The following is a 24461-nucleotide window of genomic DNA, read 5'->3' on the forward strand; positions in this document are numbered from 1 at the left end:
CAGAAGATGAAAAGTATCGTTATTCAACAACCGAATACGCTGGTTATCGAAGATCGCCCATTACCGACCCCCGCAGCGGGCGAGGTGCGCGTCAAGGTGAAGCTGGCGGGGATCTGCGGTTCAGACAGCCATATCTATCGCGGCCATAACCCGTTCGCCAAATACCCGCGTGTCATCGGCCATGAGTTTTTCGGCGTGATTGATGCCGTTGGTGACGGCGTTGATACTGCTCGCCTGGGGCAGCGCGTGTCGGTGGATCCGGTTATCAGCTGCGGACATTGCTATCAATGTTCGGTGGGTAAACCGAACGTCTGCGCCTCGCTGGTGGTGCTGGGCGTCCATCGCGATGGCGGCTTCAGCGAATACGCCGCGGTCCCGGCTAAAAATGCGAAGGTCATTCCGGACTCCATCAGCGACAAGCACGCGGTGATGATTGAGCCCTTCACCATCGCCGCCAACGTTACCGGACACGTTAGTCCGACCGAGCAGGACGTAGCGCTGATTTACGGTGCCGGTCCGATGGGCTTGGTCACCGTCCAGGCGCTGAAGGGCGTTTATAAGGTGAAACAGGTGATTGTGGTCGATCGCATCGACGAGCGTCTGGAAATGGCCCAGCGCAGCGGGGCGGACTGGGTGATTAACAATGGCAACCAGTCCCTGCCGGCGCTGCTGGAAGAGAAGGGCATCAAGCCAACGCTGATTATTGATGCGGCCTGCCATCCGTCCATTCTGCAGGAAGCCATCACTCTGGCCGCACCGGCGGCGCGCATCGTGCTGATGGGCTTCTCCAGCGAGCCGAGTCAGATCGTGCAGCAGGGGATCACCGGCAAAGAGCTGTCGATTTTCTCCTCACGACTGAACGCCAATAAGTTCCCGGTGGTGATCGACTGGCTGACGAAGGGACTTATCGATCCCGACAAACTGATTACTCACTCCTTTGAGTATCAGCATGTAAAAGACGCCATCGAACTGTTTGAAAAAGACCAGCGGCAGTGCTGCAAGGTGTTGCTGACGTTCTAATAACTATGAATGCGGTTTAGCGGTACGCATCTTACCCTGTTGAGATAGCCATTATGACTCAAGTACAACATGAAAGATCCACATCTGACCTGATCAAAGCCGCCGTCTCAGGATGGCTCGGAACCGCGTTAGAGTTCATGGACTTCCAGCTTTACTCGCTGGGCGCAGCGTTAGTCTTTCACGAGATCTTCTTCCCGGAACAATCGGCGGCGATGGCGCTGATTCTGGCGATGGGGACCTACGGCGCGGGCTATATCGCCCGTATCGTCGGGGCCTTTATCTTCGGCAAAATGGGCGACCGCGTGGGGCGCAAAAAGGTACTGTTTATCACCATCACCATGATGGGGATCTGTACCACGCTGATCGGCGTGCTGCCGACCTATGCACAGATCGGTATCTTCGCGCCGGTGCTGCTGGTGACACTGCGTGTTATCCAGGGCCTGGGCGCAGGGGCGGAAATCTCCGGCGCGGGCACCATGCTGGCGGAATATGCGCCAAAAGGAAAACGCGGCATTATCTCCTCGCTGGTGGCGATGGGTACTAACTGCGGCACCCTGAGCGCCACGGCGATCTGGGCGGTGATGTTCTTTGCCCTCGACCGCGAAGAACTGCTGGCCTGGGGATGGCGCGTGCCGTTCCTTGCCAGCGTGGTAGTAATGATCTTTGCCATCTGGCTGCGTATGAACCTGAAAGAGAGCCCGGTCTTCGAGCAGGTTAATGCCGAAGAAGCCCCGGTACAGGCGGCTGTGCAGGAAAGCACCCTGGGTGCGATGATGAAGAGCAAATCGTTCTGGCTGGCAACCGGCCTGCGTTTCGGCCAGGCGGGTAACTCCGGTCTGATCCAGACGTTCCTTGCCGGTTATCTGGTACAGACGCTGCTGTTTGATAAAGCTATCCCGACCGACGCCTTAATGATCAGCTCGATCCTCGGCTTTATTACTATCCCACTGCTGGGCTGGTTGTCGGATAAATATGGCCGTCGTCTGCCTTATATTCTGCTGAGCATTTCTGCCATTATTCTGGCCTACCCGATGCTGTCGATTATTGTCGATAAATCCTATACGCCTGGCGTGATTATGCTGTCGATTATCGTGATCCATAACTTCGCGGTACTGGGACTCTTTGCCCTGGAAAATATCACCATGGCTGAGATGTTCGGTTCACGAAATCGTTTCACCCGAATGGCGATATCGAAAGAGGCGGGCGGTCTGGTGGCGGTTGGTTTTGGTCCGGTGCTGGCGGGGATCTTCTGCAACATGACCGGCTCCTGGTGGCCAATTGTGGTGATGGTGATGCTCTATTCCTTCATCGGCCTAATCTCAGCCCTGCTGATGCCGGAAGTGCGCGACCGCGATCTGAGCATCCTGGAGGATGCCGCAGAAGACAAATCTGCCGCGCTGGGCATCAACAATAAACATCGCGCTATCTCCTGACCCTGATGACTCTCCTGCCAACGCAGGGGAGTCTTTTTTTATCCCTCGCAAAACACAACGCTATTACCAACCTTTTCAGGGAAGCATCGGGAATTAACTGGATTTTTTTCAGGTAAGGAAACTGTATGTCTCGTGCAAAGAAAAACATCACCATACCGGTGAGTATTGGATACGGATTAACCGATATTATGGGCGGCGGCGCCTTTACCGTCATCGGCGCCTGGCTGCTATTTTTCTACACCACCTTTGTGGGCTTGTCCCCAATGGAAGCGGCCTCGATCGTTGCCATCGCCCGTATTGTCGATGCGGTAGTCAGCCTGTTTATGGGCAGCCTGACCGACCACTTCTATAAGAACTATTTTGGTAAGAAATTTGGCCGTCGGCGCTTTTTCCTGCTGATTGGCGCGCCGCTGATGCTGGTCTACGCCTTGCTGTGGCTCGACGGCATGAGTTACGGTTTCTACCTCGCGGTCTATCTGGCGTTTGAAATCATTGCCGCCATGGTGTTGATCCCGTGGGAAACGCTGCCGTCAGAGATGACCAAAGAGTTTAACGGCCGCACCAAACTCTCCACCTGCCGCATGTTCCTCTCGGCCTCCGGCACCTTCCTGGCAACCTTTATCCCCGGGCTGCTGATCGGCTATTTTGGCGAGCAGAGCGCCAATGCCTACCTGATTAACGGCGTGATCTTCGCGGTGCTGTTCATGGTCTGCGTCTTTATCTCGTGGAAAGTGACCTGGGAGCGGGAGCTCACCCCGGAGATGCAGGCCGAGCTGGAAAAGTCAGCCTTGCCCACCAGCTTCTCTGACAAACTGCGAATGGTTGTAGAGCTGTTCAAATCCTACGCCTCGACGCTGAAAATCCGCGCTTTCAGAAAGCATCTGGCGATCTATCTGCTGTCGTTCACCGGCAAAGATGTCTACAACACCGTTTTTGTCTTCTTCTGCGTCTACTGCCTGAACGTCTCGTCATCCCTGGCGGGCAGCCTGCTGTCGATGAGTATCGTTGGTTTGCCGGTGACGCTCATTGCTGGCCTCGGGATCATCAAATACGGTCCGGCCCGGCTGTACGTTTTTGCCTATCTGGTGATGATGCTGTGCCTGGCCGGTTTCCTGGCGGTGTACCAGATCCCGGCGTTGAATACCGTTTTCACGCTGTTTATCCTGGCCGGGCTGTATCAGGTGGGCCGCTGCGTGCTGGAATTCACCCCGTGGAACGTCTTCCCGTTCATTCCCGATATTGACGAAATGGTCAGCCGTCAGCGCCGGGAAGGGCTGTTCGCCGCGGTGATGACTTTTTCGCGCAAAACCACCGTTGCCATCGCCACCTTTGTGGTCGGTTTTCTGCTGCAAACCGGGGGCTTCGTGAAGGGGAGTCAGGTCCAGCCGCCGGAAGCGATTCATATGATCGCCATGCTGATGTTTATCGGTACCGCCGGGCTGCTGATCCTCGCCCTCTGGCAGGCACTGACGTTCCGTCTGAATAAACAGACTCACCAGATCTTCGTGGAAGAGGTGGAGCGACTGCGGGCCAATGGTTCTAAAGCGGCGGTTGAACCCCACGTGCGGCGCATCGTGGAGGACCTGACGGGCCATGACTATGACAGGCTCTGGACGGAGCTGACTCCGGTCGCATCCCAACCGCGGGAAAGCGTCACCACGAACGGGTGAGTGGTTTACAGCATTTTAATGCTGTCACACAACTTGCAATTGATGTCACACCAGATGGTGAAAAGTTAACGTAAATCAATATCGACATATCAACAATCAGTATGGTTAACGGCAGAGAATTTTTTATGCCACCTACCATTCTAGTTGGGTTAGTAAGCCGGGCGGGTAAGCACTACCCGCCCGGATCCATCGCTTAATCACTTTTAACGAGTACTATCATGAAAAATCCGTTATTACATGCGCAAGCCACGCTTCCTCACTACAACCGCGATGCCTTACAGTCGCGCATCGTGCATCTGGGTTTTGGTGCCTTCCACCGCGCCCATCAGGCGGTGTATGCCGATATGCTGGCAGCAGATCACGGCAGCGACTGGGGATACTGCGAAGTTAACCTGATCGGCGGCGAGCAGCAGATCGCGGATCTTAAGGCTCAGGATAACCTCTACACCGTCGCCGAAATGTCAGCCGATGCCTGGACGGCGCGGGTGGTTGGGGTGGTGAAAAAAGCGCTGCACGCCCAGGTGGATGGGCTGGAAGCGGTGCTGGCAGCCATGTGCGAACCGCAGGTGGCGATCGTCTCGTTGACCATCACTGAGAAAGGCTACTGCCATGCGCCAGCCACCGGGCAGTTGATGCTGGATCACCCATTGATCGCCGCCGATCTGCAGAATCCACATCAGCCGGTTTCTGCGGTGGGTGTGGTGGTGGAAGCGCTGGCGCGACGTAAAAATGCCGGTCTGCCTGCCTTCACCGTGATGTCCTGCGACAACATGCCGGAGAACGGCCATGTGATGCGCAATGTGACCTGTGCCTATGCCCGGGCGGTTAGCAGCGAGCTGGCCGACTGGATCGAAGCCAATGTCACCTTCCCGTCCACCATGGTCGACCGTATCGTGCCTGCCGTCACCGCCGACACGCTGAGCAAAATCGAACAGATTACCGGCGTGCGCGATCCGGCGGGGGTGGCCTGCGAGCCGTTCCGTCAGTGGGTCATCGAAGACAACTTTGTCGCCGGACGTCCGGCCTGGGAGAAAGCGGGTGCCGAGCTGGTGGCCGACGTGATCCCGTTCGAAGAGATGAAGCTGCGCATGCTCAACGGCAGCCACTCATTCCTCGCCTATCTGGGTTATCTGGCGGGCTATCAGCACATCAACGACTGCATGGAAGACGCGAACTACAAGCGTGCCGCCCACGCGCTGATGTTAAACGAGCAGGCCCCGACGCTGAAAGTCACCGGGGTGGACCTGGCCCGTTACGCTGATCTGCTGATCGACCGCTACAGCAACCCGGCGCTGCGCCACCGTACCTGGCAGATCGCCATGGACGGTAGCCAGAAACTGCCTCAGCGTATGCTGGACTCCGTGCGTTGGCACCGGGTGCACCAGCGCAGCTTCCCACTGCTGGCGCTGGGCATTGCGGGCTGGATGCGCTATGTCGGTGGCGTCGATGAACGCGGCGAAGCTATCGAGGTATGCGATCCGCTGCTGCCGGTGATCCAGGCGGCGGTACAGGGCAGTGCCGAAGGTGAAAGCCGCGTGAAAGCCCTGCTGGGGATTGAGACCATTTTCGGTCAGGAGTTGCCGCACGACAGCGTCTTTGTGGAAGCAGTGATGAACGCTTACGCTGCGTTGCTGAGGAACGGGGCGAAAGCCACCGTCGCCCACTACGCCGCGCAGATTTAACCCCCTCCACATGCCGCCGTTTCCGGCGGCATGATCGTATTCCCACATTTCTTTACTCATACCGCTTATTTCCTGACCCAGTCGTTTAACCTTCGTTTGATAAAGTCATGTCACTCTGAATATCGTTAAGCAACATATTATCGATATAAGGAGAAAGGCGTATGTATAAGAAGATATTGATGCCTGTCGATGTATTTGAAATGGATTTAAGCGATAAGGCGGTGCGTCACGCGGCATTTCTGGCGCGGGCGGATAATGCTGAAATTACGTTATTAAATGTTCTCCCGGTCAACAGTCGCGCCATGCTGCGGGGCTTCTCCTCGGATATTGTCAAATTCGAGGCTTATATGACCGAAGAGTCCAACAAAAAGATGAATGCGTTAAAGCGGCTGTTTGATATTCCGGCTGAGAATATTCATACCCTGGTGCGGTTTGGCAGCGTGCGCGATGAAATTATCGCGCTGGGTAAAGAAGGGGAGTTCGATATCATTGTTATCGGCTCGAAAAAGCCGGGGGTAACAACGCATCTGTTGGGTTCGAATGCCGAATCGGTATTACGCTATGCCAAAATTCCGGTATTAGTGGTGCGCTAAATGCATTCCCGCATCCCTGGCATTCGACGGGATGCGGATCTCTTACTCTTCGCTGAACCAGTCGCTGTTTTCCTGACGGATTAACTGCACCGACTCGCCAATCTCCTGCAGATGCAGGGTCATCGCTTTTTCGACCGCATCGGCGTCGCGCTTTTCCAGCGCAGTGAAAATATCATGATGCTGACGCAGTAACATCTCCGGCGGTGAGACGTGGTCAAGGCTCATGTAGCGCACCCGATCCATCGTCGCCTTAATGTTCTCTATGGTATCCCACGCCAGCTGACAGCCGGCAATCTGCGCCAGCTTCTGGTGAAACTCGTCGTCGAGCAGGAAAAAGTCATTCAGCTGCTTACGTTCAATGGCGATGCGCTGCTGGTGGAGGTTCTGCTCCAGCAGATAGCACTGATGATCGTCCACCAGACTTGCCGCGCGACGGACCACGGCGCACTCGATGGCCTGACGGACAAAGCAGCCATTCTGCACCTGGGTGAGGGAGATCTTATTCACGTAGCTGCCGCGCTGAGGGCGGATCTGAATCAGGCCATTTTCAGCCAGTTTAATAAAGGCTTCGCGAACCGGCTGGCGGGAGACATCAAAGCGGACCGACACCTCTTTTTCCGAGAGCGGCGTTCCGGGAGGGATCAGACAATGCACAATGTCGCTGCGCAAAATACGGTAAATCTGCTGATTAACGGGTTGGGTCGGATTAAGTTGCGATTCAGCGGCCATTGGTTGTGATTTCTCAGAGAATTAACCGGTAAATACTACCATTCTTTTGCCGGGCATCCCAGACCTGGCCCGCAGGCCAGGTCCGGAAAAATCATCCGCGATGGACGCTCAGACCAGCAAAACTCTGGCTGACCGGCATCATTTCAACGGTGTTGATGTTGACGTGCTTCGGTAGGGTAGCCACCCACCAGACCGCCTCGGTGACATCGTCCGGCGTCAGGGCAGTGGTGTTCTCGTACGTTTTACCTGCTTTGTCGTCATCGCCTTTGAAGCGCACGTTGGAGAACTCCGTCCCGCCAACCAGACCCGGCTCGATATCCGTCACGCGAATAGCGGTGCCGTGCAGATCGGTGCGCAGATTCAGGCTGAACTGACGCACAAAGGCTTTGGTCGCACCGTAGACGTTGCCGCCCGCGTAAGGCCAGCTGCCCGCCGTGGAGCCGATGTTAATGACATGACCGCGGTTGCGCTCGACCATGCCAGGCAGCACGGCGCGGGTCATATACACCAGACCTTTGTTATTGGTATCGATCATCGTTTCCCAGTCTTCGACGCTGGCTTTATGCGCAGGCTCAAGGCCCAGCGCCAGCCCTGCATTGTTGACCAGCACGTCGATGTCGCGCCATTCAGTTGGCAGGTTAGCAATCATCTCTTCGATGGATGCGCGGTTACGCACGTCCAGCTGCGCGGTCAGAATGCTGTCCCCGAGCTCCTCTTTCAGCTCCTGCAGACGCTCCTGACGACGGCCGGTGGCAATCACCTTATGCCCGTTAGCGACGAAGCGACGCGTGATGCTTTCACCAAAACCTGCTGTCGCCCCGGTAACTAAAATAATCATGTCACTGTTCCTCAACGCTTTTTGTGTAGTACTACCATAGCATGTGATCTGACGCAGAGTAAGGCGACTTTTCGACCCCTGATGGTGACAGAGATTGCAGCCACTGCCGGGCTGGCCTACTCTGGTGAAATTCATCGTATTCAGGAGTCTGATATGTCTGGCACTAATCCCTTTTTCGCAACCAGCCTGCTGCCGTACCAGGCGCCGCATTTTGATCTGATCGACGACAGCCACTATCGTCCGGCTTTTGACGAGGCTATCCGCCAGAGGCGCGAGGAGATCGCCGCGATCGCCGGGTCTGCGGCGGCACCTGACTTTACCAATACCGTGCTGGCGCTGGAGAAGAGCGGCGGTCTGCTGAGCCGGGTAAGCAACGTCTTCTTCGCCATGACCTCGGCGCATACCAATGATTATCTGCAGCAGTTAGAAGAGGCGATCTCTACCGAACTGGCGGCGCTGGCCAATGATATCTGGCTGAATGATGCGCTCTTCGCCCGGGTTGATGCTGTCTATAATGCCCGGCAGACGATGGCCCCGGACGCGGAGTCCCTGCGCCTGATTGAGGAGCTGCATCAGCGCTTTATTCTCGCCGGAGCCCGGCTGGGAGCGGCTGAAAAGCAGGAACTGAAAAGCATCAATACCGAGTCTGCCGCGCTCACCAGCCAGTTTAACCAGCGTCTGCTGGCAGCCGATAAGGCGGGCGGGCTGGTGGTGGATTATCCTCATCAACTGGATGGGCTCAGCCAGGCAGAGCTGGCTGCGGCAGCCCAGGCGGCGGCGGATAAAGGGCTCAGCGATCGCTGGTTGATTCCGCTGCTGAACACCACCCAGCAACCGGCCCTGCAACAGCTGCGCGATCGCCAGACCCGGGAAAATCTGTTTAAAGCGGGCTGGCTGCGTACGCAAAAAAACGATGCCAACGACACCCGCGAGCTGGTACGGCGTCTGGTTGCGCTGCGGGCGCGTCAGGCGGAACTGCTGGGCTTCGACAGCTATGCCAGCTGGAAAATTGCCGATCAGATGGCCAAAACTCCCGCCGCTGCGCTGGCGTTTATGCACGGGATTGTCCCAGCTGCGCGCGGGCGCGCACTGCAGGAGCAGGCCGATATCCAGAAGGTGATTGATGACGAACAGGGCGGGTTTGAGGTACAGGCCTGGGACTGGTCGTTTTACGCCGAGCGCGTGCGGCTGGCGAAGTACGCCCTCGATGAATCGCAGGTTAAGCCCTATTTTGCCCTCAATCGGGTGCTTACCGACGGCGTCTTCTGGGCGGCGACCCAGCTGTTCGGCATTACCTTTGTCGAGCGAAGCGACATCCCGGTTTACCATCCTGATGTGCGCGTCTGGGAGATCTTCGACCACCACGGAGAAGGGATGGCGCTGTTTTACGGCGACTTCTTCGCCCGCGACTCCAAAGGCGGCGGGGCGTGGATGGGGAATTTTGTCGAGCAGTCCCATGAGTTTGGTACGCGTCCGGTGATCTATAACGTCTGCAACTACCAAAAACCGGCGGCAGGCCAGCCGGCGCTGATCTCCTGGGATGATGTCATCACCCTGTTCCACGAGTTTGGTCATACCCTGCACGGGCTGTTTGCCAGCCAGCGTTACGCCACGCTCTCCGGCACCAACACACCGCGCGATTTTGTCGAGTTCCCGTCGCAAATCAACGAGCACTGGGCCAGCCATCCACAGGTCTTTGCCCACTATGCCCGCCACTATGAAACCGGGGAGCCGATGCCAGACGCCCTGCGGGAGAAAATGCTCAGCGCCACCCAGTTTAATAAAGGCTATGACATGACCGAGCTGCTCAGCGCCGCGCTGCTGGACATGAACTGGCACGGATTAACCGCCAACGAAGCGCCAGAGGATGTCGAGGCCTTTGAAACCGCAGCCCTGGAGCGGGAACAACTCCATCTCGCCGCCGTACCGCCGCGCTATCGCAGCAGCTACTTTGCCCATATCTTCGGTGGCGGTTATGCGGCGGGCTATTACGCCTATCTGTGGACGCAAATGCTGGCCGATGACGGCTATCAGTGGTTCGTGGAAGAGGGCGGACTGAACCGTGAAAACGGACAGAAATTCCGCGAGGCGATTTTGTCCCGTGGGAATAGCAGTGATTTAGCGGAACTTTATCGCCAGTGGCGCGGGCATAATCCGCAGATTGAGCCGATGCTGGTGAATCGTGGGTTGAGTGCGTAAGGGATTTTTTCAGGCTGGAAAAAGAACCGGGCGAGATGCCCGGTTTTTTGACCGATTTTTTCTTCCCCAAAACTCCTCCCCAAAATGAATCCTTAATCACTACCACTATCGAACTGGCGGTAAAACAAGCCTGATGAAAGAGGGGACATACCACGCCTGCCCCTGCATAGTAACGAGTGAGACGATTAAATATGCGCTGTAAGCAATTGTTGATTTGCATAGAAATTAACCTCAGACGGATTTGAGGACTCACCCATGACTAAATTCACCAAAGAGCTAATGGCCATACATTTTCGCGCTAAGCAGGAAGGCCTGACGCCGCATACTATCAGCCCTCACTTTTATTCAAAACCCGGCTCAATTGCAGGACTTTATTGTTTCTATTGTCTTGTCATCAAGTCTGAGATATTTGATGATATAGGCATTGTTTCTGTAGGGGTTTTTATGAAGCGCGTCGCTTATATTATTACAGGATTAATTTTCAGCTCATATAGCATTGCCGGTGGCGAGTTGATGGTTAATAATTCGCCGCTTACGCTGATTCTTAATGACGGGAATCAGGCAAATGTTTCAACCTGTACCGATTTTGTGGCTCTACGCATGGCAGGTAAGCAAGTGAAGGAGCTCCCAGGGCTTTCAGATCCTGATTTCCATGATGCCAAATCTGCCTTGTTTGGCTGCTGGCTCAATGCGTATGTCATTAAACATGGCATGATGACAGTTAATGCCGCAGCGCCTGACCTGCCTACCGTACTGAAGCATTTCCCGGCTAATGCGGCCTTTGTCGTTAGTGATTATGAAGCGAAGACAATACAACGCGACTTTTCCAATAAAACGATTCAGGACTTTACACCCGATCTGACTTATAACGACGATCAGGCGGTTTCGACGGTACAAGATACGGGCTACAGAGTAAAAGATTATTATTCTTATTTAGACAACAATGGCAATCAGCTAAATGTGTTGGCGCTGGTGGGGTATTCATTAAGCGGCACTGCAGGTAGCAAGACATTCTGGCGAATTGACGATACCAGCCAGCCAATATGGAAAGTTACTATGCTTGATGAAAACAGCCCCCTGTAATGTATGAAAGGCGCTCAATGAGCGCCTTTTGCTCAGTGACCGCAATACCAAAGCAATTATAAATTCCGTTCAAAATTTATCGATCAGGTCTTAATTTGAAAAAATTCATTGCTATATCAGTGCTAATTTTTGCTACCGCATGCCACCATAATTTCAACCAAAGAGAAGATGATTCTGGAAGTAAAATTAAATCGTGCAATGGGTTAGTAAGCATGCAATACCCATACTACCCAGCAAAAGCTCAGGCGCTTCGGGTCGAAGGGGTGGTAACAGTGTCTTATACAGTCGGTTTTGATGGACATCCAAGAAATGTCCGCATCATTTCAGCTGTACCAAACGGTTTTTTTGAAGGAGAAACATTACGTTCGGTGGAAAGGTGGTGTTTACCTCCAAATTTGGAAACTCAGAAAAAAGTCATCACTTTTCGTCTAAATGGTGGATCATTTGTTGATGAATCTCAGCGCTCCGCCCTGTAGCTTTATGAAGAAAAATTAACTGAATGATTAAAATTGGGTATGAAATTTCTCTGTGTAAGGGGGCAGTTACTGTTGGCCGCTGGATCGTTGCTAGTGTCAACACCCTTTTGCCTGTGCCCAATGACTTGATTGAAATCCAGGTCTCGACATTTGAAGATATTTTGACCTGTGAGGGCCAGGCCGAACATTCATGCTCTTCAGTCGGCACGAAGATTTGTAATCGGCTTCGTATTACTGGCAACGGACTATGTAGAACGCTGGCTCTGTCCTGACACTATCTGCAGCGTGGGCATGGACACCCGTATTCTCGAAACATCGGCAGGGTTTGAAATTATCGAGCTGGTCACCGGTAACACAGGACAGGTGCTGCTTATCCTTGTTTTCGATTGAACGCAGTTTGCAATACTCAGACGTATGGCGTTAATCATGGATTACAGCGAATCTATCGAGGGCGGGGCGAAAGAAGTCGAGAATCTGGGTAGGGTAAGGCAGTGTACTAACAAAACCGGGCGCAATGCCCGGCTCTTTTTCCGTATAAGCAGGAATAATCCCTGCCGACGAAAACTTTATTTGGCGCAGTAAACGCGCGCTTCACGCGGCGTATAAATACCAAAGGTAACAACGCCCAGCAGGCCATTCACAAAAGTCTGCTGCACTTCAGTGCGAACGACTTTGTCTGCACTGCCGCACACCTGAGCTGCGTCGATTTGCTTAGACTGGCCGATACCGCTAACGAAGAAATGGTGCGTTGTGACTTTCTGTGGCGCGAACGTTGTTCCTTTATTTACCGAAAATGATTGTTGAGCACAGCCGGAAACTGCACCTGCAATCAGCGCTACCATGATTAACTTTTTCATAAATGACCCTGTTGTTTGTATAATTCGAAAAAATGATGACATGATTAATGAACGCTACATATTAGACCAGTCGAGTGGGAGTTTATTAAGTAGCCAATGGCTAAAAATTATATGTAATCCCTTTGACATAATCGCAACTTCGGGAACATCTTCTGGCCACGGATGATGGCATGGCAAATGCACTGTATAATTAATCCTAAGGATAATCCTAAAGGCACTCTGTTCTTCCACCTCCATACCCGTGCCCTGAACAAACTCTCTACATTGTACGTCACCAGCAAGGCACTGGTGGCGAGGGCATGCCTGGCCGTTATGAGCGAGGGGAAGTCATACGCTCCATGAGAATTACTCTTTGAAAACGCTGACAAATTATTGTATTTAATATGGACAACAAACTATGCATAATAAAGGACGATATGAAATTGAATAAAACCCTGATATTAGCAATGATCTCAATTGGACTTACAGGGTGTGCCAAGGTATTACCACTTGATTATGATAATTACAATGGAAGTGATGCTGCGACGTTGTATGTTCTTAACCGTGAGGGCAATGTAGGGACCATCTATCTGGGTTCATACACCATGAACAGCAAAGACAATTGCTACGATATGTCCGATCGCTATGAACTTGACTCTAACGTTTTTCAGGCTAAAGGGAATATAATAGTAAGCAAGGTGAAACCGGATGTTCTGTACTCTGTATCGCAGATCAACAGTTCCGGACGATTTATTCAAAGTACTAACTCTTCACTCATTCCAGAAGCCGGGAAATATTACTATATAGTCTCAGGAAACAAGGCTGTGCAGGTCCCTTCTGACTTCGTTCCTGATGCTTCCGTCAATTCCGATGAAATAGTCAACAAATACAGCAATAATCCGGTCAGATACTGGAATGTTAAAAAAATCTGCAGTCGCCCGTTCTGGAAGATTGGCTGATTCAAAAACCATTGCTTAGCTATGATCAATTTTCCGATAAATCGCGCGACATCAACGGTGCTGGATCAATTGCTCAGCAATATGTCGTTTCCAGAGCACCACGGAAATTGCTGAAATGCACAGGGTTATAATAGCGGAAATAAGCAGCATACCGGATATGCCATATTTTTCTATCAGCATGGCATAGACACCCGGAGCAAGCGCCGCGAGGAAAAAGCCCGGTGACAGCAATACGCCTGTTCTTCGGGCGTACTGCTGCGGTTCAAACAAGGCGAGCGGAAGGAGGGCCTTCACAATCGTGCTCAGGCCGTTTACGGCACCGTAAACCAGTACAAAGGAGATGGCAGCCAGGGGAGTCGTGCTACCCATCAGGCCAGCAAGAAAACAGAGTGGCAAGAGGATGCCGATAATAAGGTTAAGGTTTAGCGCGGAGATGCGCGCACCGGCGATGACATCCAGAAGACGGGCGGTGACCTGTCCCAGACCCCAGAGCATGCCAGCCAGTGCAGGCAGCCCAAACGCGGTCAGTATGCGGGGAAACTGTGTCGATACGCCGGTCGAGACAAAACTGAGCAACGCAATCAGGGCCGCATACCACAGGCCGCTGATGAACGCTTTTCGACTCTCCACTTCCCTTGTCGTCGCAATTGTGAGCCGATCGGTAGTGGGCGGTGATACCGGATCGCCTGTCGGAACGGCGTACAGAAAGAGCAGGCTTACCAGGCCCGCACAACCGTAAACGATGAGGGCATGTCGCCAGTCGGTGAAATGTAACAGGGCATCGCCTATCGGCCAGAACGCTGCTGAAGCCAGACCGCCGAGCAGGGTAATGTGAGAGATTGTCCGCCGGGCGCCTGTACCTGCGGTTTCCACCAGCATGGCAAACGCGGCGTCATAAAGGGAAAGCCGCATACCGATGCCCGTCAGCACCCATATCGCAATCCACGTTGTGCTGGTATGAACAAAAGCCATAAGAAAACAGCCGACAATAATAGCGAGGGTACCCGTCATCATCATCGCGCGTCCGCCGATGCGGGCCATGACATGACCTGTGAGCGGCGAAACCAGCCCCATAACCAGCATGGCGACAGTCAAACCGGAGAAAGTCATCACAGGCGTCCAGCCCCTCTCCGCCATGATGGCATTCCCTAGCGCTCCGGGCATATAAAACGTAATCCCCCAGTTGATAAGCTGCGTCATGCCGATGCAAAAAACGATGCGGCCTGACAGAGTTCCGTTTTTCAATATTGTCTCTCCGGAAGCGTGGCATCGCCCTGTCCGAGCGTGCGCTGCAGGAGGACCGTATCAAGCCAACGTCCGTGTTTGAATCCGACCGATCTGAGTGTGCCCGTCATGCTGAAGCCTGCGCCACTATGCAGGGCAATAGAGGGGTCATTCTCGCTGTTACCCACTATGGCCACGAGCTGACGAAAACCCTGTGTTTCTGCCCAGGTTATCGCATGGGTTAATAGCCGCTTGCCGATACCCCGGCCCAGAAACGTAGGATCGATATATATCGAGTCTTCCAGGGTTAAGCGATATGCAGGTCGTTCCCGGTAAAAGGAGAGATAGCAATATCCGCAGACCTGGCCTTCATCAATCGCTACGAGCCAAATCAATCCTGCAGCACGTACCTTTTTCAGGCGATTTGCCATTTCAGCGATATCTGGTGGGGTGGTTTCAAAGCTGGCAGTGCCATGTAATACGTGATAAGCATAAATCTGTTGAATGGCAGGAATATGTTGTTCGTCGGCTTCAATTATTTTCACTGGTACAACTCCTCTTCTAATCATAAAAAGAGCCTAATCCCGATGAATAATTTCAGACAGACCGTGGAGCTTATCTGCGGCATAAGGAAAACTTTGAGATGGCAACCCTTAACCTCGATCACCTTGTGACCTTCAGGATGGTCATCAGCCGGGGGAGTTTCTCCGGGGCGGCTGAAGCGCTTGGAATATCGCAACCCGCCGTCAGTCTGCAGATAAGACAACTGGAGCAGGTGTTTCAGGTTCGGCTTATTGAGCGAACCAGCCGGGGAATAAAGCCCACGCCTGCTGGCATGACTCTCTCTGAGCATTCCATGAAAATTGATGCAGCCGTCGGCGCTGCTGTTGAATCAGTATCCCTGCATTCGGACGAAATCACTGGCACAGTTGTTGTCGGGACAGGCGCAACGGCCTGCATTCACCTGCTGCCGCCCTTACTGCAACAGTTGCGACTCCGCCATCCTCTGTTGAAAGTGGATGTCCGCACAGGCAATACGTCAGATATCGTGCGGGGCGTGGAAGAAAATCGTATCGATATTGGTCTGGTTACACTACCGGCAGCAGGCAAATGCCTGAGCGTTAGCCCCTTGGGCACGGATGAGTTTGTGGTGATCATGGAAAAAGATCTCTCCGGGCGGAGCGCAAAAGCGCTTTCTCCGGACGACCTGTTGCCGCTGCCATTGATTATCTTTGAGCCCGGAAGCGGAACCCGTTCCCTGATTGATGAGTGGTTCCGCGATGCCGGATATGCTGCCCGCCCTGTAATGGAGCTTGGCAGCATTGAAGCTATTAAACGGATGGTTCGTGCTGGGCTGGGTTACAGTATCGTTCCTCGCATGGCAGTCGACGTCATGGAAGAACGAGAGGGGCTTAGCCTGCATTCGATGGTCCCCCCGCATTATCGCACTCTCGGAACGATCATGCGGGAGGACAGGATTGTCAGCAGAGGGATCAACGAGGTCTTGAAACAGTTACAATGTGGTTTCGCCAAAGATAAGAGCTAATCTTGCATGTTTTTGCCCAAACAATAAGCTATGGACACCATAATGGATTTCTCCCCTCTACTGCACGCCTTAGCCGCCGTAACTCTCCAGTGCCTCTGCGGCCTCAGACTGGGCAAATGGGGCATCGGCGGAGCAATGGGCTGTCTGTGGTTTATCGCCCGGGAACAGACTCAGGCGGAATACCGCTGGATCGCCCTGTTTGGTCACGGCAAGCGCGCCAACATGCCGTGGTGGGGCGGGTTTGACTGGCAGGTCTGGAACCTGGCCAGCCTGCTCGACTGGCTGGTGCCGGTCGCGGCCTGCACAGTCGTCTGGCTTGTTGCGCGTTATCGGACATCGTCCACCAGCTCAAACCTCGTTTAACCTTCATTTATCTTGCTCATGCTAACCTGGTCAGGATCCGCAGCCCGGTATGGAATACCGGGTCCGTAGATATCAAAATACAAATCTATCCATGCAAGCATTTACCGCCAGTCTCTGGCGGTTTTTTTTTGTCTTTCGCTCAACATGAATTTTTTTCATCACCCATGAATTTTTCTCGTTTGCCGGGAGGCGGGCGCTATGACATCTTTTGGACATATAGCCATCCAGAAGGCTAAAGTTCACATAATGAATTATCACTGTCGGCAATTACCTGGCGACAGTTAAAGGAGATAAGCATGCAGCGACAACACGCCCCGAACCGCGCCGATGTGGTAGGCAGTTTCTTACGTCCCGACGCCATCAAACAGGCGCGGGTGAAATTTGCCAGCGGTGAGATCGACGCGCAGCAGCTGCGTGCGGTAGAAGACGAGGCGATTCGCCATGTGGTGGAGCAGCAATGCGCCTGCGGCTTGCAGGTGGTGACTGACGGTGAGTTCCGCCGCGCCTGGTGGCATTTTGATTTCTTCGATGGCCTGCAGGGCGTAGAGCGTTACGACTCGAACCAGGGGATCCAGTTCAACGGCGTGCAGACCAAAGCCCACGGCGTGCGCGTCACCGGCAAGCTGGGGTTCGGCAGCCATCCGATGCTGGACGACTTCCGCTATCTGCAGAGCGTCAGCGGTACCGCCCAGCCGAAGATGACCATCCCGAGCCCGAGCGTGCTGCACTTCCGCGGCGGGCGTAAGGATATCGACGCCACCGTCTATCCGGATCTGGATGTGTACTTTGATGACCTGGCGCAAACCTGGCGCGATGCGATCCACGCTTTCTATAACGCCGGTTGCCGCAACCTGCAGCTGGACGACACCGTCTGGGCCTACCTCTGCTCGGACGATCAGCGCCGCCAGATCCGCGAGCGCGGAGATGACCCGGACCAGCTGGCGCGCACCTATGCTCGCGTGCTGAATAAGGCCCTGGAAGGTAAGCCGGACGATCTGACCATCGGGCTGCACGTCTGTCGCGGTAACTTCCGCTCGACCTGGATCTCCGAAGGGGGCTACGAGCCGGTGGCTGAAATCCTGTTTGGCACCGTTAACGTTGATGCTTTCTTCCTCGAATACGACAACGATCGCAGCGGCGACTTTGCCCCGTTACGCTTTGTCCGTCCGGGCAAACAGCAGGTGGTACTGGGCCTGATCACCACCAAAAGCGGCGAGCTGGAAAACCCGGAAGGGGTGAAAGCACGTCTGGAAGAGGCGGCGAAGTATGTGGCGAAAGCGCAGATCTGCCTCAGCCCGCAGTGCGGCTTTGCCTCCACCGAAGAGGGCAACGCCCTGACCGAAGCCCAGCAGTGGGATAAGGTTCGCCTGGTCACGCAAATCGCCAGCGAAGTCTGGTAAGTGCTTGTCCACAGCGTTGCATTAATAAAGTGCAACGCTGTGCCATTCTGATCCGCATCCGCGTTTAAAACCCTCTCCAGCTCCCTGATCCCACTGAATTTTCATTCTGGCATCCTTTTTGCTCTGACTAATCCTGAATGCTTTCTCTGCGTCCACGCCGTAACGGACGATTTCGCACAGCGTTGTTTTTCAGGAGTGAAAATTATGCATCGTCGTACCTTAATCAAAGCCTTTGCTTTATCGGCCTCCGTAGTGGCCATGGGGATGAGTTTCAGCGTGCAGGCAGCCGACACCATCAAGATTGGCATCATGCATTCGCTCTCCGGCACGATGGCGATCTCTGAAACGCCGCTGAAAGACGTGGCGCTGATGACCATCGACGAAATCAACGCCAAAGGCGGTGTGCTGGGCAAAAAACTGGAGCCAGTAGTAGTGGATCCCGCCTCCAACTGGCCGCTGTTTGCCGAGAAAGCCCGTCAGCTGTTGAGCCAGGATAAGGTGGCGGCGGTCTTTGGCTGCTGGACCTCGGTGTCGCGCAAATCGGTGTTGCCGGTGTTTGAGGAGCTGAACGGTCTGCTGTTCTACCCGGTGCAGTACGAAGGGGAAGAGATGTCACCGAACGTCTTCTACACCGGGGCCGCACCTAACCAGCAGGCCATCCCGGCGGTGGAGTACCTGATGAGCGAAGACGGCGGCGAAGCGAAACGCTTCTTCCTGCTGGGCACTGACTACGTTTACCCGCGCACCACCAACAAAATTCTCCGCGCTTTCCTGCACTCGAAAGGCGTTCAGGATAAAGACATCGAAGAGGTCTACACCCCGTTCGGCCATAGTGATTACCAGACTATCGTCGCCAGCATCAAGAAATTCTCTGCCGCAGGCAAAACCGCGGTGGTCTCTACCATCAACGGTGACTCCAACGTGCCGTTCTACAAAGAGCTGGCGAACCAGGGCGTAAAAGCCACCGATGTGCCGGTCGTCGCCTTCTCGGTGGGTGAAGAGGAGCTGCGCGGCATCGATACCAAACCGCTGGTGGGCAACCTGGCGGCCTGGAACTACTTCGAGTCTGTGGATAACCCGGCCAACCAGACCTTCGTCGCCGCGTATAAAAACTGGGCCAAAGCGCAGAAGCTGCCGAACGCCGGCACGGTGGTGACCAACGATCCAATGGAAGCTACCTACGTGGGGATCCACATGTGGGCCCAGGCGGTAGAGAAAGCGGGTACCACCGACGTGGATAAAGTGCGTGCCGCCATGGCCGGTCAGTCCTTCAAAGCGCCGTCGGGCTTCACCCTGACCATGGATGCCACCAACCACCACCTGCATAAGCCGGTGATGATTGGCGAGATCGAGGGTAATGGCCAGTTCAACGTCGTGTGGCAGACCGAAGCCCCGGTGCGTGCCCAGCCGTGGAGCCCGTACATCGCCGGGAATGACAAAAAGCCCGACACCCCGATCAAAACCGCCAGCAACTGAATCCGGATCATAAAGAGGTAAAGCCATGAACGTCATGCGCATGATCTTCGCTCTCGTATGGCTTGCCGGACTGCTGCCAGGGATGGCACAGGCAACGGACGCCGATAATTTTGTGGCTGCCAGCCGCAGCCAGCAGGCGGTGCTGCTCGAGCAGTGGGCCGCCGCACCCGATCCCGCCCGGCTGGCGCTGCTGCGCGCCTTGCAGCAGGAAAATGTCTTTATCGATAGCCATAAGCAGGCCTTCACCCGGGAAAACGGCGCCTTAACCGCTCTCGGTGAAGCCGCCCAGCCCGAGGGGGCCACCAAAGCCGTGCGGCTCACCAACCGCCTGCGGGTGCTGGCCGCCACGGCGCTCGCCACCCATCAGCTGGCAGGTGACAGTGTCACTGAAAGGCTGGCGGCGGCGAAACAGCTCCAGCGCGATCCCCAGCCGCAGATGCTGCCTTTTTTACAGCGTCAGCTGGCAAGCGAGAGCGATGACGCGGTGCGTCAGGTGCTGAGCCTGGCCGTTGCCAGCCTGCAACTGACCAGCACCCAGCCAGCGGTGCGCCAGCAGGCCGTCACGCTGCTGGGCGAGTCGAGCGATCCGGAGGTGCAGTCCCGACTGCTGCCATATACCCATGCGCAGACCGAGCCGGACGCCGGCGTGCGGGAAGCCGCCGCGGAAAGCCTGCGTCAGATGCAACACCGTCAGACCATCAGCGACCTGCTGGGCCAGGCGTTTATGGGCCTGTCGCTGGGCTCCATTCTGCTGCTGGCCGCGCTCGGCCTGGCGATCACCTACGGCCTGCTGGGGGTGATCAACATGGCCCACGGCGAAATGCTGATGCTCGGGGCCTACGCCACCTGGATGGTGCAGCAGGCGATGGCGCAGTTTACCCCGCAGTGGCTCACCTTCTATCCGCTGGTGGCGCTGCCGGTGGCGTTCACGCTTACCGCAGGCGTAGGCATGGCGCTGGAGCGCACGGTGATTCGTCACCTCTATGGCCGCCCACTGGAAACATTGCTGGCGACCTGGGGGATCAGCCTGATGCTGATCCAGCTGGTGCGCATGATCTTCGGGGCGCAAAACCTCGAGGTCGCTAACCCGGCGTGGCTCTCCGGCGGCGTGCAGGTCTATGCCAGCCTGATCCTGCCGTGGAACCGGCTGGTGGTGTTGGGCTTTGTGCTGCTGGTGCTCTTTTTCACCTGGCTGATCCTCAACAAAACCCGGCTGGGGCTTAACGTGCGGGCGGTGACGCAAAACCGCAGCATGGCGGCCTGCTGCGGGGTGCCCACCGGACGTGTCGATATGCTGGCCTTCGGGCTGGGTTCCGGCATTGCCGGTCTCGGCGGGGTGGCGCTGTCGCAACTGGGCAACGTCGGGCCGGAGCTGGGCCAGGGGTATATCATCGACTCCTTCCTGGTGGTGGTGCTCGGCGGCGTGGGTCAACTGGCCGGCAGCGTGGCGGCGGCCTTTGGGCTGGGGATTTTCAATAAGATCCTCGAGCCGCAGATGGGGGCCGTACTCGGCAAAATCGTAATTCTGGTGGCGATCATTCTGTTTATTCAGAAACGTCCTCAGGGCTTGTTTGCACTGAAAGGGAGGGTAATCGACTGATGAGCCAGCCACTGACCTTAACCCTGGCGCGGAGAGCGCCGCGCAGCGTACCGATACTCCTCGGCCTGCTTCTCGCCGCACTGCTGGTGCTGCCGTTTCTGGCCCTGCTGCCCGCCACCCATCCGCTGGCGGTCTCCACCTGGATGCTGACCCTGGTGGGCAAAATCCTCTGCTATGCGATTGTCGCCGTAGCGCTGGATCTGGTCTGGGGCTACGCCGGCATGTTGTCTCTGGGCCACGGCCTGTTCTTTGCCCTCGGCGGCTACGCGATGGGGATGTACCTGATGCGCCAGGCTGCGGGGGACGGACTCCCGGCCTTTATGTCGTTTCTCTCCTGGAGCGAGCTGCCCTGGTTCTGGTGGGGCACCCAGCATTTTGCCTGGGCGCTGGTGCTGATCGTGATGGTCCCCGGCCTGCTGGCGCTGCTGTTCGGCTGGTTTGCCTTCCGCTCAAAAATCAAAGGGGTCTACTTCTCGATCATGACCCAGGCGCTGACCTTCGCCGGGATGCTGCTGTTCTTCCGCAATGAAACCGGCTTTGGCGGCAACAACGGTTTCACCGGCTTTACCACGCTGCTGGGCTTTTCGGTCACCGCCACCTCGACGCGTATCGCCCTGTTTATTGCCACCGTGCTGCTGCTGGCGGCGTCGCTGGGAGTGGGTTACGCGCTCGCAAAAAGTAAGTTTGGCCGCATCCTGACCGCGGTGCGCGACGCGGAAAACCGGTTGACCTTCTGCGGCTACGATCCCCGCGGGTTTAAGCTGCTGGTCTGGACCTTATCCGCAGTGCTGTGCGGGCTGGCCGGGGCGCTGTATGTCCCGCAGGTGGGGATCATCAACCCCGGCGAGATGTCGCCGACTAACTCCATCGAAGCGGCAATCTGGGTCGCGCTTGGCGGACGCGGCACGCTGATCGGCCCGGTGATGGGCGCCGCGCTGGTTAACGGGGCAAAAAGCATCTTTACCGTGGCGATGCCGGAATACTGGCAGCTGTTCCTCGGGCTGATCTTTATCGCGGTCACGCTGTTTTTACCCCGCGGCGTAACGGGACTGTTCCGCAAAGGAGACCAGTAATGAGCGAGCAATTATTTACCCGTCAGCTGCCCGGGGACCGCTACCGCGACCAGACCGACCCGGTGCTGCAGCTGGAGGGGATCAACGTCAGCTTTGACGGCTTTAAAGCGTTGACCGACCTGTCGCTCAATATCGGCGTAGGCGAGCTGCGCTGCGTAATAGGCCCCAACGGCGCGGGAAAAACCACGCTGATGGATGTCATCACCGGCAAAACGCGGCCCCAGAGCGGGCGGGCGATATACGATCAGTCCACGGATCTCACCACCCTCGATTCGATCGCCATTGCCCGCCAGGGCATCGGACGCAAGTTTCAGAAGCCGACGGTGTTTGAGGCCCTGACGGTGTGGGAGAACCTCGAGCTGGCGATGAAGGGGGATAAATCGGTGTGGGCCAGCCTGCGCGCCCGGCTGAGCAGCGAGCAGGGGGACCGGATCAACGAGATGCTGAGCCTGCTGCGCCTCGGCGCGGAGCGGCATCGTCGGGCCGGGTTGCTGTCGCACGGTCAGAAGCAGTTCCTGGAGATCGGCATGCTGTTGGTGCAGGAGCCGCATCTGCTGCTGCTCGACGAACCGGCCGCCGGGATGACCGATGCTGAAACCGAGTACACCGCCGAACTGTTTCGCACTCTGGCGGGGAAGCACTCGTTGATGGTGGTGGAGCATGACATGGGCTTTGTCGAAACCATTGCCGATCACGTCACCGTTCTGCATCAGGGGCGGGTGCTGGCGGAGGGTTCGCTGCGCGAGGTGCAGGCCAACGAGCAGGTGATTGAAGTCTATCTCGGACGCTAAGGAGCGCGGATGCTACAGGTTAACGAACTGAATCAGTATTACGGCGGGAGCCACATCCTGCGCGGGGTCAGCTTTGAAGCGCTGCCCGGAGAAATCACCTGTCTGCTCGGGCGTAACGGGGTGGGCAAAACCACGCTGCTTAAATGCCTGATGGGGCTGATCCCGGCGCGTAACGGGGAGATCCTCTGGCAGGGCAAACCCATTACCCACGCCAGACCACATCAGCGGGTGCAGGCGGGGGTGGCCTATGTGCCCCAGGGGCGGGAGATCTTTCCCCGCCTGACGGTGGAGGAGAATCTGCTGCTCGGGCTGTCACGTTTTCCGGCGCGCGAGGCGAAGCAGGTGCCGGAGGAGATCTGGCAACTGTTTCCGGTATTGCAGGAGATGAAGCAGCGCCGGGGGGGCGATCTCTCGGGCGGGCAACAGCAGCAGCTGGCGATTGGCCGGGCGCTGGCGAGCCGTCCTCAGCTGTTGATTCTTGATGAGCCGACGGAGGGGATCCAGCCCTCGGTGATTAAGGAGATTGGTCAGGTGATCCGTCAGCTGGCGAATCGGGGCGACATGGCGATCCTGCTGGTGGAGCAGTTTTACGACTTTGCCGCCGAGCTGGCCGACAGCTATCTGCTGATGTCCCGGGGCAGCATCATCCAGCGCGGCCGCGGGGAAAATATGGAACAGGAGGGCGTTCGCGGCCTGGTGGCAATATAACGGGGTTGTTTTGCGGTATGTTATAATATAACATCCAAAACTCTTTAAAATGGAGTGAGGACGTTATCTTGGCAGGACCTATTGGTAAATATGCAATGACTCTGGGGGCGCTGCTGGTCAGCGGCCAGCTGTATGCCCACTCGCACGGCCATCAGATGACCGAGGCGGAACAAAAAGCGGCCAACGGCGTGTTTGACGACAAAGAGGTGAAGGATCGGCCGCTCTCCAACTGGGACGGCGTCTGGCAGTCAGTCTATCCGTTCCTGCTGAGCGGCGATCTCGACCCGGTATTCAAAAAGAAAGCCGGGATAGACAACAGCAAAACCTTTGACCAGGTGAAAGCCTATTATCGCACCGGCTACGCCACCGACGTAGAGACCATCGGCATTGAGAACAATGTGATGGAGTTCCACACCGGCAAAAACGTCAGCCGCTGTGAATATGTCTCTAACGGCTACAAGATCCTGACCTATGCCTCCGGCAAGAAGGGCGTGCGTTACCTGTTTGAATGTAAGGATGCCAGCAGCAAGGCACCGAAGTTTGTCCAGTTCAGCGACCACACCATCGGCCCGCGCCAGTCTGCCCATTTCCATATCTTTATGGGCAACACCTCCCACGAGGCGTTATTAAAAGAGATGGATAACTGGCCGACCTATTATCCAAACGAAATGTATACAAAGCAGGTGGTGGAGGAGATGTTGCACCATTAATTCGGTGCGGCATGTGTGCCGGGTGGCGGCTATGCCTTACCCGGCCTACAAA

23 protein-coding genes are annotated in these 24461 nt (G+C 55.7%); 18 read left to right on the forward strand and 5 right to left on the reverse strand.

Annotated elements, in window-relative coordinates; all coding sequences use genetic code 11:
* The first annotated feature begins 6 nt into the window (after positions 1-6).
* The 5 genes from G7090_RS10720 (at position 7) to G7090_RS10740 (ending at position 6398) form a co-directional block, all read left to right on the forward strand.
* On the forward strand, positions 7-1020 hold the full coding sequence (locus tag G7090_RS10720; protein ID WP_166182377.1) for a Zn-dependent oxidoreductase: 1014 nt from the start codon (positions 7-9) through the stop codon (positions 1018-1020).
* 53 nt (positions 1021-1073) lie between these two features.
* On the forward strand, positions 1074-2453 hold the full coding sequence (locus G7090_RS10725; protein ID WP_166182378.1) for an MFS transporter: 1380 nt from the start codon (positions 1074-1076) through the stop codon (positions 2451-2453).
* A gap of 125 nt (positions 2454-2578) precedes the next feature.
* Positions 2579-4123 (forward strand): MFS transporter, encoded by a 1545-nt coding sequence (locus G7090_RS10730; RefSeq protein WP_166182379.1) that lies wholly within the window; start codon positions 2579-2581, stop codon positions 4121-4123.
* Between the two features lie 218 nt (positions 4124-4341).
* Positions 4342-5805, forward strand: coding sequence for a mannitol dehydrogenase family protein (locus G7090_RS10735; protein ID WP_166182380.1), 1464 nt, complete (start codon positions 4342-4344; stop codon positions 5803-5805).
* A gap of 161 nt (positions 5806-5966) precedes the next feature.
* Positions 5967-6398: a universal stress protein gene (locus G7090_RS10740; protein ID WP_166182381.1), complete on the forward strand. Its 432-nt coding sequence runs from the start codon at positions 5967-5969 to the stop codon at positions 6396-6398.
* A 42-nt stretch (positions 6399-6440) separates the two neighbouring features.
* Here G7090_RS10740 and G7090_RS10745 read toward each other — a convergent pair whose 3' ends face one another.
* Complete coding sequence (locus G7090_RS10745; protein WP_106993833.1) at positions 6441-7127, reverse strand: GntR family transcriptional regulator; 687 nt, start codon at positions 7125-7127, stop codon at positions 6441-6443.
* A gap of 91 nt (positions 7128-7218) precedes the next feature.
* Positions 7219-7965, reverse strand: a complete 747-nt coding sequence (gene ydfG, locus G7090_RS10750) for a bifunctional NADP-dependent 3-hydroxy acid dehydrogenase/3-hydroxypropionate dehydrogenase YdfG (protein WP_166182382.1) — start codon at positions 7963-7965, stop codon at positions 7219-7221.
* A gap of 153 nt (positions 7966-8118) precedes the next feature.
* Between ydfG and dcp the strand changes: the two genes are divergently transcribed.
* The 3 genes from dcp (at position 8119) to G7090_RS10765 (ending at position 11723) form a co-directional block, all read left to right on the forward strand.
* Positions 8119-10164, forward strand: coding sequence for a peptidyl-dipeptidase Dcp (dcp, locus tag G7090_RS10755; RefSeq protein ID WP_166182383.1), 2046 nt, complete (start codon positions 8119-8121; stop codon positions 10162-10164).
* 255 nt (positions 10165-10419) lie between these two features.
* Complete coding sequence (locus tag G7090_RS10760) at positions 10420-11247, forward strand: hypothetical protein (RefSeq protein ID WP_242685371.1); 828 nt, start codon at positions 10420-10422, stop codon at positions 11245-11247.
* A gap of 95 nt (positions 11248-11342) precedes the next feature.
* Positions 11343-11723, forward strand: a complete 381-nt coding sequence (locus tag G7090_RS10765; RefSeq protein ID WP_166182384.1) for a TonB family protein — start codon at positions 11343-11345, stop codon at positions 11721-11723.
* 566 nt (positions 11724-12289) lie between these two features.
* Here the strand turns inward: G7090_RS10765 and G7090_RS10775 are convergent.
* Complete coding sequence (locus G7090_RS10775; protein ID WP_166182385.1) at positions 12290-12580, reverse strand: Bor family protein; 291 nt, start codon at positions 12578-12580, stop codon at positions 12290-12292.
* A gap of 416 nt (positions 12581-12996) precedes the next feature.
* Between G7090_RS10775 and G7090_RS10780 the strand changes: the two genes are divergently transcribed.
* Entirely contained in the window at positions 12997-13518 is a 522-nt protein-coding gene (locus G7090_RS10780) for a hypothetical protein (protein WP_166182386.1), read from the forward strand.
* A 51-nt stretch (positions 13519-13569) separates the two neighbouring features.
* Here the strand turns inward: G7090_RS10780 and G7090_RS10785 are convergent, their stop codons facing one another.
* Together G7090_RS10785 and G7090_RS10790 are read right to left on the reverse strand one after the other, a co-directional pair.
* Positions 13570-14763, reverse strand: coding sequence for an MFS transporter (locus G7090_RS10785; RefSeq protein WP_166182387.1), 1194 nt, complete (start codon positions 14761-14763; stop codon positions 13570-13572).
* A complete protein-coding gene (locus tag G7090_RS10790; RefSeq protein WP_166182388.1) occupies positions 14760-15287 on the reverse strand; it encodes a GNAT family N-acetyltransferase in 528 nt (175 codons plus the stop codon). The genes G7090_RS10785 and G7090_RS10790 overlap by 4 nt, the downstream gene beginning before the upstream one ends.
* 98 nt (positions 15288-15385) lie before the next feature.
* On the opposite strand from G7090_RS10790, the gene G7090_RS10795 reads away from it, so the two are divergent.
* From G7090_RS10795 to zinT, 9 genes are all read left to right on the forward strand, one after another.
* Positions 15386-16288: a LysR family transcriptional regulator gene (locus G7090_RS10795; protein ID WP_166182389.1), complete on the forward strand. Its 903-nt coding sequence runs from the start codon at positions 15386-15388 to the stop codon at positions 16286-16288.
* Positions 16289-16330: 42 nt separating this feature from the next.
* Complete coding sequence (locus G7090_RS10800) at positions 16331-16651, forward strand: hypothetical protein (protein WP_166182390.1); 321 nt, start codon at positions 16331-16333, stop codon at positions 16649-16651.
* A gap of 296 nt (positions 16652-16947) precedes the next feature.
* The gene (locus G7090_RS10805) at positions 16948-18051 is read left to right on the forward strand and encodes a cobalamin-independent methionine synthase II family protein (RefSeq protein WP_166182391.1); all 1104 of its coding nucleotides are present in this window, start codon (positions 16948-16950) and stop codon (positions 18049-18051) included.
* Positions 18052-18255: 204 nt separating this feature from the next.
* Positions 18256-19527 (forward strand): urea ABC transporter substrate-binding protein, encoded by a 1272-nt coding sequence (urtA, locus tag G7090_RS10810; protein ID WP_106993842.1) that lies wholly within the window; start codon positions 18256-18258, stop codon positions 19525-19527.
* 25 nt (positions 19528-19552) lie between these two features.
* Complete coding sequence (gene urtB, locus G7090_RS10815; RefSeq protein WP_166182392.1) at positions 19553-21127, forward strand: urea ABC transporter permease subunit UrtB; 1575 nt, start codon at positions 19553-19555, stop codon at positions 21125-21127.
* Positions 21127-22200 (forward strand): urea ABC transporter permease subunit UrtC, encoded by a 1074-nt coding sequence (urtC, locus tag G7090_RS10820; RefSeq protein WP_166182393.1) that lies wholly within the window; start codon positions 21127-21129, stop codon positions 22198-22200. Before urtB ends, urtC begins: the two co-directional genes overlap by 1 nt.
* On the forward strand, positions 22200-22991 hold the full coding sequence (urtD, locus tag G7090_RS10825) for an urea ABC transporter ATP-binding protein UrtD (protein ID WP_166182394.1): 792 nt from the start codon (positions 22200-22202) through the stop codon (positions 22989-22991). The genes urtC and urtD overlap by 1 nt, the downstream gene beginning before the upstream one ends.
* Positions 22992-23000: 9 nt before the next feature.
* Positions 23001-23699, forward strand: coding sequence for an urea ABC transporter ATP-binding subunit UrtE (urtE, locus tag G7090_RS10830; RefSeq protein WP_166182395.1), 699 nt, complete (start codon positions 23001-23003; stop codon positions 23697-23699).
* Between the two features lie 68 nt (positions 23700-23767).
* Positions 23768-24409 (forward strand): metal-binding protein ZinT, encoded by a 642-nt coding sequence (gene zinT, locus G7090_RS10835; protein WP_166182396.1) that lies wholly within the window; start codon positions 23768-23770, stop codon positions 24407-24409.
* Positions 24410-24461: the final 52 nt, after the last annotated feature.

The organism is Leclercia sp. 29361 (genome assembly GCF_011290365.1).
Classification (GTDB): domain Bacteria; phylum Pseudomonadota; class Gammaproteobacteria; order Enterobacterales; family Enterobacteriaceae; genus Enterobacter; species Enterobacter tamurae.

Coding starts and splice junctions, on each gene's coding strand:
- G7090_RS10805 (WP_166182391.1), top strand. CDS start 16,948: ATGCAGCGACAACACGCCCCGAACCGCGCCGATGTGGTAGGCAGTTTC.
- urtC (WP_166182393.1), top strand. CDS start 21,127: ATGAGCCAGCCACTGACCTTAACCCTGGCGCGGAGAGCGCCGCGCAGC.
- urtD (WP_166182394.1), top strand. CDS start 22,200: ATGAGCGAGCAATTATTTACCCGTCAGCTGCCCGGGGACCGCTACCGC.
- G7090_RS10730 (WP_166182379.1), top strand. CDS start 2,579: ATGTCTCGTGCAAAGAAAAACATCACCATACCGGTGAGTATTGGATAC.
- G7090_RS10720 (WP_166182377.1), top strand. CDS start 7: ATGAAAAGTATCGTTATTCAACAACCGAATACGCTGGTTATCGAAGAT.
- G7090_RS10725 (WP_166182378.1), top strand. CDS start 1,074: ATGACTCAAGTACAACATGAAAGATCCACATCTGACCTGATCAAAGCC.
- urtA (WP_106993842.1), top strand. CDS start 18,256: ATGCATCGTCGTACCTTAATCAAAGCCTTTGCTTTATCGGCCTCCGTA.
- ydfG (WP_166182382.1), bottom strand. CDS start 7,965: ATGATTATTTTAGTTACCGGGGCGACAGCAGGTTTTGGTGAAAGCATC.
- G7090_RS10795 (WP_166182389.1), top strand. CDS start 15,386: ATGGCAACCCTTAACCTCGATCACCTTGTGACCTTCAGGATGGTCATC.
- G7090_RS10780 (WP_166182386.1), top strand. CDS start 12,997: ATGAAATTGAATAAAACCCTGATATTAGCAATGATCTCAATTGGACTT.
- dcp (WP_166182383.1), top strand. CDS start 8,119: ATGTCTGGCACTAATCCCTTTTTCGCAACCAGCCTGCTGCCGTACCAG.
- G7090_RS10740 (WP_166182381.1), top strand. CDS start 5,967: ATGTATAAGAAGATATTGATGCCTGTCGATGTATTTGAAATGGATTTA.
- urtE (WP_166182395.1), top strand. CDS start 23,001: ATGCTACAGGTTAACGAACTGAATCAGTATTACGGCGGGAGCCACATC.
- G7090_RS10735 (WP_166182380.1), top strand. CDS start 4,342: ATGAAAAATCCGTTATTACATGCGCAAGCCACGCTTCCTCACTACAAC.
- urtB (WP_166182392.1), top strand. CDS start 19,553: ATGAACGTCATGCGCATGATCTTCGCTCTCGTATGGCTTGCCGGACTG.
- G7090_RS10760 (WP_242685371.1), top strand. CDS start 10,420: ATGACTAAATTCACCAAAGAGCTAATGGCCATACATTTTCGCGCTAAG.
- G7090_RS10745 (WP_106993833.1), bottom strand. CDS start 7,127: ATGGCCGCTGAATCGCAACTTAATCCGACCCAACCCGTTAATCAGCAG.
- G7090_RS10775 (WP_166182385.1), bottom strand. CDS start 12,580: ATGAAAAAGTTAATCATGGTAGCGCTGATTGCAGGTGCAGTTTCCGGC.
- G7090_RS10800 (WP_166182390.1), top strand. CDS start 16,331: ATGGATTTCTCCCCTCTACTGCACGCCTTAGCCGCCGTAACTCTCCAG.